This is a genomic window from Halomonas llamarensis, from assembly GCF_023555005.1.
Taxonomy (GTDB): domain Bacteria; phylum Pseudomonadota; class Gammaproteobacteria; order Pseudomonadales; family Halomonadaceae; genus Vreelandella; species Vreelandella llamarensis.
Window position 1 is genome coordinate 1 of the sequence record NZ_JAMJPJ010000110.1, and the last position, 411, is coordinate 411.

Annotated in this window: 1 protein-coding gene; it reads right to left on the reverse strand. The window is 52.3% G+C overall.

Translation table 11 applies throughout. From position 1 onward, the window contains the following. On the reverse strand, window positions 1-411 hold a 411-nt coding region (locus M8006_RS17810; protein ID WP_250084565.1), incomplete at both ends, for a transposase.

Below are 411 nucleotides of genomic sequence, written 5' to 3' on the forward strand. Positions count from 1 at the left end.
AGCTTTACAGGATCAAATTGGAACGCGCTGGCGGGCGTCGTCTCTCGCCAACCTTTATCTGGTAAGTTCTGGTGGCGCTTGCCGTATTTGTTTTTCTGGTCGGCGAACTTCGGGTCTCGGCTGCGGAGCTGATTATCGGGAATGTAGCCGTTGATCTGCTGTTCGTGTAGGTACTTCATATTAGCTTCGTTGGCGAAGCCGGTATCGGCAGTGACGACAGTGCCTTTCTGGTAGATGTTTTCCGCAATCACCAGCTTCTTAAAACGGGCTTTGACCGTTTCCACCACGGGCTGCAAAGTGTGGTGTTCCTGGCCTTCACCAAAGGCCTGAGCGTCAATGATGATCTGGTGTTTTTTATCCACCGTGGCGACGCCGTTATAACCCTGGATCGTCCCTTTGCTGGTGGTCATT